The organism is Anaerovirgula multivorans (assembly GCF_900188145.1).
Classification (GTDB): domain Bacteria; phylum Bacillota; class Clostridia; order Peptostreptococcales; family Natronincolaceae; genus Anaerovirgula; species Anaerovirgula multivorans.
The window spans coordinates 51411-59677 of the sequence record NZ_FZOJ01000029.1 but is presented as its reverse complement, the minus strand read 5'-3'; the positions used below and the strand labels follow the sequence as shown (position 1 = coordinate 59677).

Genomic DNA, 8267 nt, shown 5'->3' with positions numbered 1-8267 from the left:
AAACTATTTGTTGAAGCATTACAACCTAAGTATGTTCAATTAAGCTTCCATGATTTTCTAAATACAGTTTAGTTATTTGTACAAAACTTAGGTAAGTAATAAAATATCTAACTACGCCTTAATAAACATATGAAATTCATTCCAATTCATAAATTTCATTTTCCATAAGTTTATAACATCTATATTTGGCTATATAATAATTTTATTAACTTGACACTTAAATACTATCTATAGTAGGTCTTATGGTTATTCAATTGTCTTATTACTGGTGGAGACAATCCACATTAATCCCTAATATAGAAAAAACCGCCGTTACTTGTGGTATGGTTCTCCGTATCATTGAATTAGCGGTTTCTAAAAACTATCAAACTCAAATTTTACTCTTTAACACCTACCTTTTAAACTTTAAATAGCTTAATATTCCTTAATAGCTATAGCAGTCTGTAATTTTTTTAAAACTCGTTGGTTAAACTAAGTACATTGCTATATAAGGGAGGTGATTTTAGTGACAGTTCAAAGTGATTTAGAGAAAGTTATCGCATACTGTGAAGCAGTTAAAGGAAACTATGCTATCATGGCACAATCAACCGAAGAACAGCAAGCAAAGGATATGTTTAATAGTATGAAAACTGATATAGAAAAACATATGGAGTTTCTCAATAAGAGGTTAGAGTATCTTACTGAAAATAATGAGTTAAATAAAAATAACTAATTACTAAAAATCTAGATAAGAAGCATAAGACATCTATTATTTTATGTGGTGTGGTGTAGTATCTATAGATTATCTTCTGAAAAAGGAGCACTTCCATTATGGTTCGTATATATGATAAGTTTTTCAATGACACTGTAAAAGCTAGGCATGCAACATTTATTTTAACCCTTACCAAATGGGTTTTATGGGGAAGTATGATTGGTATATTCGTAGGGTCTACCTCAGCTCTATTAATTAATTCAAATGACTTTCTTACAGATGTACGGGAAGCAAATCCATTTACCTTATTCTTTCTCCCCCTTGGAGGTATTGTCATAGGCTATATTTATATGTATCATGGTAAAGGTTCTCGCAAAGGAAATGATCTAATTCTAGAGCACATTCACCACGGCCAAGGAGCGGTGCCTCTAAGAATGGGACCTATCGTCTTCATATGTACTTTTATTACCCAGCTACTGGGTGGATCAACAGGCAGAGAAGGTGCTGCTATCCAGATGGGGGTAAGTATATCTGAAGGAATAAATCGCTTATTTAAGATTAATAAAATTGATCGTAGGATTTTAATTATAAGTGGCATAAGTGGTGGTTTTGGCTCCGCTTTTGGTGCCCCTATAGCAGGTACTATTTTTGGCATGGAAGCCATCGCCATAGGCAAAACTAAGTATGCAGCCTTAATTCCCTGTTTTGTTTCTAGCTTTGTAGGACATTATGTTGCAACAGCTTGGGGAATTCAGCATGAACACTTTATAATCAAAAGCGTACCGGATATTAATACAGCTAATCTCATGAAGATGATAGGCTTAGCCATTGTTTTTGGCTTTACCAGCGTTCTCTATAGTCAGTTAAGGCATGAAATAAAAACCTTATCGGATAAATACTTAAAAAATCTGATGCTAAGGGCCTTTGTTGGAGGAACTATCATCATAGCATTGACCTATTTAATAGGCTCTAGAGATTATCTTGGTCGTGGTTTACCAATGGTTGAGAGAGCTTTTGAGGGACAGGTTCCCCCCTTTGCTTTTTTAGGTAAAATTGTGTTCACTGCCATCACAATGGGGATGGGGTTTCGTGGTGGTGAGGTAATCCCTCTTTTCTTTATAGGGGCAACCTTAGGCAATACCTTATCTACCATAGTAGGATTGACACCATCTTTTCTTGCTGCTATTGGCATGATAGCTGTATTTTCTGGAGCAGCTAATACACCGATCTCTGCCTTTCTTTTTAGTATTGAAGCCTTCGAGGGACAGAGTATAAGCTATTTTTTTATAGTTTGCCTAATTAGCTTTATTTTTTCAGGACATCATGGCATCTATGCTGCACAAAAAATATATGAACCTAAAAGCAGGATGCTAAATCTTCCTGCTGGTAAATCTATTAAATCTATTGAAGAAGATAAATAATAAAATTTTAGTAATAAAACTGAATTGTTTTAAATTATGAAATCATTCATAAAGTTAACAGTTTCAACTGTTTTTGATATACATAGATTTCCTTCTGTGTTGATATCTACATAAAAGGCTTCATCAAAGCTATTGATATTGTTTAATATGAGCTGTTGTTGGAGCCACACTTTATCCAAGTTAAGTTTCTGTAGGTTATCTTCATAGACCTTCCCATCAACAACAAGAGGGATGGTCAGTCCTTTGTATTTTGTAGCTATTTTCATATCACCAGGAGTTGCTGGCTGAAATTGAGTTTTTTTCATTACACTCACGTTGCCACTATCCTCTACGATGGCAAATTCTACTTCATTAATATCAAAAATTCCCTTTTCTCTCAAAAACATTAATATATTTTCAATAGAATATCTTACTCTTTTCATATTGGCTTTAATGAATCGCCCATTTTGAATAATCACAGTAGGGCCAAAAGAAACCCTTCTGCCAAACTTTCTACTCTTAATCGTAGCATAGCTCATTAAATACTGAATCCCTATAAGCAGTACTACAGCATATGCAGTTGGTAATTGCGGTATCTTAGGATCAGCAATATCTGCACCTACCACATTGCCTAGTATGATGATAGTTAAAAAATCAAAAACTGGAAGTTCTCCCAGTTTTCTTCTTCCAGTTACCAATACAAGCACTAATAACAACGCCATTATCGTTACTATTCTAAAAGTTACCTTCAAGTACTCCATAAAGTTGCCCTCCTAAAAATGAATTTCATTCAGTAATAACTTTATTGTTCCAAAGTAACGATATAAAATTCAGTTAAGGTTTTTATTATCTTCTCGGTTTGAAAGTAAAAAACCGCAGTCATTTATGGTATGGTTCTCCCTAACCAATTCTAAAGTCCATTAACTATCCTTTCTTTGCTCCAGCTATTTATTGCTATTAAAGAAATAGACTGGCGTTTAATCACTCAAGAATCCCACTGATTTAGCTGTGGGAATATCAAGATAGAATGTACAACATCGATCTGGAGGAGGAACTTGTGAATGTTGTTTTAAGTCCATACAAGCCATCAAACTAGGAGGGGGCATGGATGAAAATTTGATATCCTTGAAGTCTTGACTTAAAGAATACTCTCTGATAAAATGTTAGGCAAGACTAACAAATAATGGTAATTGATATAGATATTATTTCATCAGTATGGTCACAAGAGTAAGTGTATATGAAAGGTAATATTTTTTTAATATGATAATGATAATGATTATCAATATCGAAAGGTTGTTGTGATGATGGAAAATGCAGTTCAAAACTATAAGATATTTAATCCTAAAAACGAAATTTGTCCTGTATGTGCCGTTCTCAACAGCATTTATAGAACAGACTCCTTTCAAAAAGAGATGGAAATACCTGAAGAAGTGGGAAAGGGCTATTGTCGAAGAATTATTGTTAAACCCGCAATGGAAATATCTATATCAGATATGACTTTTTATGAAAGTTTGATGTTGGGGGGAGGGCATGACAATCGTCTGTACTATCTTGCTTTTTGCCTGGGAGAAGCTCTTCAGTGGAGAGTGGAAGGGAATAGAAAGGAATATGAGATAGAATGCGGGGAATGCTATATATTCAACAAAAATCAAGAAAAAGCTATATGTAGCTATAATCCGGGACGGCGATTTTGGGGAATGAGTATAGGGTTAGATGCTAAAATAATAACAAGTCTTCTACAATATATGGGGAAAGATCACTCTACTGCTTTACTATCCTATGGAAGGAGTTACTTCTATAAGAAAAAATTTTCATCTGCCATCAAGCTGATACTAAATGATATTATTAATTGCCGTTATCGGGATCATGTAAAAAGAATATATCTTGAAGGGAAAATATTAGAACTGATTGCTGTTTATATGGATGAATTAGTCTATGAAGATGGAAGAACGAATTACTCAGCAAAGCTGTCTTTATCAGATATACAGTCCCTCCATAAAGCCAGAAGGATTCTCGATGAAGATATCGTAACACCACCAACGATAGGAAAACTTGCAAGAGTGGTATGTCTTAATGAATATAAGCTTAAAACAGGCTTTAAGGAATTGTTTGGAATGCCTGTTCATGCTTATATCATTGAGAAAAGGTTGGAGATGGCACGGTTTTTAATGGAGGATAAAAAGCTAAGGGTTACAGAAACGGCGTTATTAGTAGGTTATAGTGATGCTAGCCATTTTGCAGAAAAGTTCAGAAGAAAATATGGTATCAACCCATCAGAATACATCAAAAATTCATAAAAATATCTAATCTAGGAACAGAGAAGAAATATCTTCTCTGTTCCTAAAATACTTTTTGGCATAAAACTTATCCTTTTTGGCGTAGAAAAAAGAAATAGAAATAAGATATTATTGTCTTATCATATGATTATGAAAATCAATATCAATATAAATTCATAAAATTAAGTTTAATAGAGAGCTCGAAAAGAATTGTAGAGGAGGTGCTTTTTGGAGGAGAGCGTGTTTTACGGCAATAATATTGCTGTTATAAAAAAGAGGAAAGAGGTTGAAAAATGAAGCAAGAAAACTCAAAAACTATAAAGCAAAAATCTGGAATAGCAAGGCTAATCGAGCTTGCCGCTACGAAAAAGACTTTGGTAATATGCTCTGGAATTTTATCGGCGCTGGCATCTGTCGTCTCCTTTGTGCCTTATATGGCAATTTATTATATTATGGGTGAAATCATAGGGGTCTATCCCGATTTTTCAAACCTGGATGTTCAAAGGACCATCGGTTTTGGCTGGATTGCCTTTGGCGGAATATTTGCAAATATTTTACTTTATTTTGCAGCGTTAATGTGTTCTCACTTGGCGGCCTTTGGTACTTTGTATGAGCTAAAGCTAGGCTTTGCTTCTCATATTGCTGGGTTGCCCCTTGGATTTCACCTAAACTTTGGAAGCGGAAAGCTTCGTAAAGTAATGGATGAAAACATAGAAAAAATAGAAGGATTTATTGCTCATCAGCTTCCAGATATAGTGGCATCCATAGTGGCACCCATAGTCATGATTGCAATTTTGTTAGTAGTTGACTGGCGCTTTGGTTTAGCAGCCTTGCTAGGTATTGCTATGGCTTTTATTGTGCAAGTTAAGGCATATGGAAATGAAGGTTCCAAGGTGATGATGGATAAATATCAGTCTACATTGGAAGAAATGAATAATGCATCGGTGGAATATATTCGGGGTATTTCTGTTGTTAAAGCATTTAAGCAAACGGTCTATTCCTTCAGGAGACTACATGAGACTATTAAAGCATATACAGGATTTGTTATTCCATACACATTAAGTTGGGAAAATTACATGTCGGTGTTCACAACGATCATCAACAATATATACCTGTTTTTAATTCCCGTGGGGATATTGATTGGCATCAATACCAACGACTATAAAACCTATGCCATGACCTTTATTTTTTACCTTTTATTTGTGCCATCCATTTCTTCGATTATGATGAAAATTATGTACGTGACTAGCGGGGGAATGCAAATTTCAAGCGGTATAGAGCGTATGGATGATGTTTTACACAAGAGCACATTACCGGAGACAATTAACCCTAAAACCTGTGAAGGGCACAATATTGAGTTTAAAAACGTATCCTTTGCCTATGATGAAGATAAAGATATATCAGCTTTGATGGAAGTGTCATTTCGAGCAGAACAAGGAGAGGTTACGGCTATTGTCGGTCCATCAGGCAGTGGTAAAAGCACCATTGCTCATTTGATTCCGAGATTTTTTGATGTGACTGAGGGTAGCATTCAAATCAGTGGTGTAGATATTAGAGATATGAAATTAGACTACTTGATGAAAGAGGTCAGCTTTGTATTCCAAGATGTATTTTTATTTAAGCAGAGTGTTATGGACAATATTAGAATCGGAAATCAAAGGGCTACAGATGAACAGGTTATTGCTGCTGCCAAAGCTGCACAGTGTCATGAGTTTGTGGAGAAATTGCCAAATGGTTATCACACAGTGGTGGGCACGAAGGGAGTGCACCTCTCGGGAGGTGAATGTCAGCGCATTGCAATTGCAAGAGCTATTGTAAAGGATGCACCTATTATCGTTCTTGATGAAGCTACTGCTTTTGCAGATCCAGAGAATGAACAGTTAATACAAAAAGCATTTGAAAAATTGATGGAAAACAAAACCGTCATCATTATTGCCCACCGACTGTCTACCGTACGAAGTGCAAATAAAATCATTGTCATGGATAAAGGACAGCCCGTTGAACAGGGTACACATGACCAGCTTATTCAGCAAAATAGAAAATATAGCACGATGTGGAAAATGTATACAAAATCCCTTGATTGGAAATTGAATACCAGAAAGGAGATGAAAAAAAATGCTTAATTTAAAAGAGAAGCTTATGTTGACCCATAAGGGATACTCAGACTTAAAGAAAGCTATTATAGCCTGCACCATTACTAACTTGTCTTTGATGCTACCCTTTGGTATTACAATTCAAATATTTGGTGAACTGTTAAAACCCTTCATGGGTGAGGAAATCTCTTGGACAAAAATGTGGATATTTTTCGGACTTGGCATTATAGCGGCAATTCTTGTATTTCTGGCCAGCAAAAATGATTACAAGAAAACCTATATAGCCTCCTATGTGGAATCGGAAGCAAACAGAACCCGTATTGCAGAGCATATAAGAAAACTTCCTATGAGTTTTTTTAATACCAAGGATCTATCAGAACTCACCACCAACATAATGGGAGACTGTGCAACAAGTGAACATGTGCTAAGTCATATTATCCCACAGCTTTTGGCTAATGCTATTTCTATTACTGTGATTTGCCTTGGTCTTGCAACTTTTGATTGGAGATTGGCACTGACGGTTTTTTGTACAGTACCCATTGCATTCTTAATTATAGTCCTAAGCAAAAAAATCCAAAACAGATTAGGTGAAAAGCATGTAGTAGCCAAGCTAAAGGCCTCTGATCAGGTGCAGGAATATTTAGAGGGCATCAAAGTCATTAAATCTTGTGGATTAGATGGTTCTAAATTTTCTGCGTTAGACAATGCTCTTCGGTTTATGAAGCAAATGGCCATAAAAATGGAGTTTGGGACGGGGGTTTTTGTTATAGGAGCACAAATTGTTGTACAGGCGGGGGTAGGGCTTACAGTTTTTGTAGGAACATATCTGTTGACAGGAGGAAAAATTGAATTAATTCCATTACTGATGTTTTTTCTAATCGTCGTAAGAATATATGGACCGATACTTACAGAGTTTACCCTTCTTCCTGAACTGTTTTATATGCAGGTTTCAACAAGTCGAATGAGGACACTTATCTCAACGCCAATAATGGCAGGAAATACAGAAAGGGAACTAAAGGGCTACAATATAGATTTTGAAAATGTATCCTTTAGTTATTCAGGTAACCTTTATCCAGAAGAAACAGTACTTAAAGATGTAAGTATTTCCATTCCTGCAAATGGTATTACCGCATTGGTGGGGCCATCAGGAAGTGGAAAGAGCACCCTGGCAAAGTTAATTGCGAGATTTTGGGATGTAAATAAGGGTGCAGTAAAAATAGGTGGTATTGATATCAAGACATTGGATCCGGAACATTTGATGGGTTATATATCCTTTGTATTTCAGGATGTGATTTTGTTTAATGACACCATTTATAACAATATTCGTATCGGCAATATGGATGCCACTGAGGAAGAGGTTATGGCAGCGGCCAAGGCGGCCTGCTGCGATGAATTTGTAGGCAATCTTCCTGAAGGCTATCAAACAATCCTTGGAGAAAACGGAGGCACGCTTTCTGGAGGAGAAAGACAGCGGATTTCCATTGCCCGTGCACTGCTTAAAAATGCACCGATTGTTCTTCTTGATGAAGCAACCGCTTCCTTAGATCCAGAAAATGAGGTATTCATTCAGCAGGCTATTTCAAGACTTATTGAAGGCAAAACGGTTATTGTAATCGCCCATCGTTTAAGAACTGTAGTAAGTGCTGACAAGATTATTATCCTGGATAAAGGCAGGGTTGTGGAGGAAGGCACGCATGATGAGCTAATAGAGAAAAAGGGATTGTATGAGAGGCTTTATACCATTCAGAATGAAAGCTTGGGATGGAGTGTGTAAAACTATTTAGAAAAATAGCAACGGGGAGGAATA

At 36.0% G+C, this 8267-nt stretch carries 6 protein-coding genes; 5 read left to right on the top strand and 1 reads right to left on the bottom strand.

Going from position 1 to position 8267, the window contains the following annotated elements:
• Positions 1–505: 505 nt before the first annotated feature.
• Together CHB72_RS20250 and CHB72_RS20245 are read left to right on the top strand one after the other, a co-directional pair.
• Positions 506–712: a DUF1657 domain-containing protein gene (locus CHB72_RS20250; RefSeq protein WP_089284697.1), complete on the top strand. Its 207-nt coding sequence runs from the start codon at positions 506–508 to the stop codon at positions 710–712.
• A 98-nt stretch (positions 713–810) separates the two neighbouring features.
• Positions 811–2112 carry a voltage-gated chloride channel family protein gene (locus tag CHB72_RS20245; protein ID WP_089284696.1) on the top strand — a complete coding sequence of 434 codons (1302 nt, stop codon included), beginning with the start codon at positions 811–813 and terminating at the stop codon, positions 2110–2112.
• Between the two features lie 29 nt (positions 2113–2141).
• On the opposite strand, the gene CHB72_RS20240 is transcribed toward CHB72_RS20245, so the two are convergent.
• A complete protein-coding gene (locus CHB72_RS20240) occupies positions 2142–2852 on the bottom strand; it encodes a DUF421 domain-containing protein (RefSeq protein WP_089284695.1) in 711 nt (236 codons plus the stop codon).
• A 543-nt stretch (positions 2853–3395) separates the two neighbouring features.
• Between CHB72_RS20240 and CHB72_RS20235 the strand changes: the two genes are divergently transcribed.
• From CHB72_RS20235 to CHB72_RS20225, 3 genes are all read left to right on the top strand, one after another.
• Complete coding sequence (locus tag CHB72_RS20235) at positions 3396–4388, top strand: helix-turn-helix transcriptional regulator (RefSeq protein WP_242975211.1); 993 nt, start codon at positions 3396–3398, stop codon at positions 4386–4388.
• Between the two features lie 272 nt (positions 4389–4660).
• Entirely contained in the window at positions 4661–6490 is a 1830-nt protein-coding gene (locus tag CHB72_RS20230) for an ABC transporter ATP-binding protein (RefSeq protein ID WP_089284693.1), read from the top strand.
• Positions 6483–8234 carry an ABC transporter ATP-binding protein gene (locus CHB72_RS20225; protein WP_089284692.1) on the top strand — a complete coding sequence of 584 codons (1752 nt, stop codon included), beginning with the start codon at positions 6483–6485 and terminating at the stop codon, positions 8232–8234. Before CHB72_RS20230 ends, CHB72_RS20225 begins: the two co-directional genes overlap by 8 nt.
• Positions 8235–8267 lie beyond the last annotated feature (33 nt).

Bases quoted from the DNA above. Each gene is read 5' to 3' on its own strand.
- CHB72_RS20245 (WP_089284696.1), top strand. From the start codon at position 811: ATGGTTCGTATATATGATAAGTTTTTCAATGACACTGTAAAAGCTAGG.
- CHB72_RS20225 (WP_089284692.1), top strand. From the start codon at position 6,483: ATGCTTAATTTAAAAGAGAAGCTTATGTTGACCCATAAGGGATACTCA.
- CHB72_RS20235 (WP_242975211.1), top strand. From the start codon at position 3,396: ATGGAAAATGCAGTTCAAAACTATAAGATATTTAATCCTAAAAACGAA.
- CHB72_RS20240 (WP_089284695.1), bottom strand. From the start codon at position 2,852: ATGGAGTACTTGAAGGTAACTTTTAGAATAGTAACGATAATGGCGTTG.
- CHB72_RS20230 (WP_089284693.1), top strand. From the start codon at position 4,661: ATGAAGCAAGAAAACTCAAAAACTATAAAGCAAAAATCTGGAATAGCA.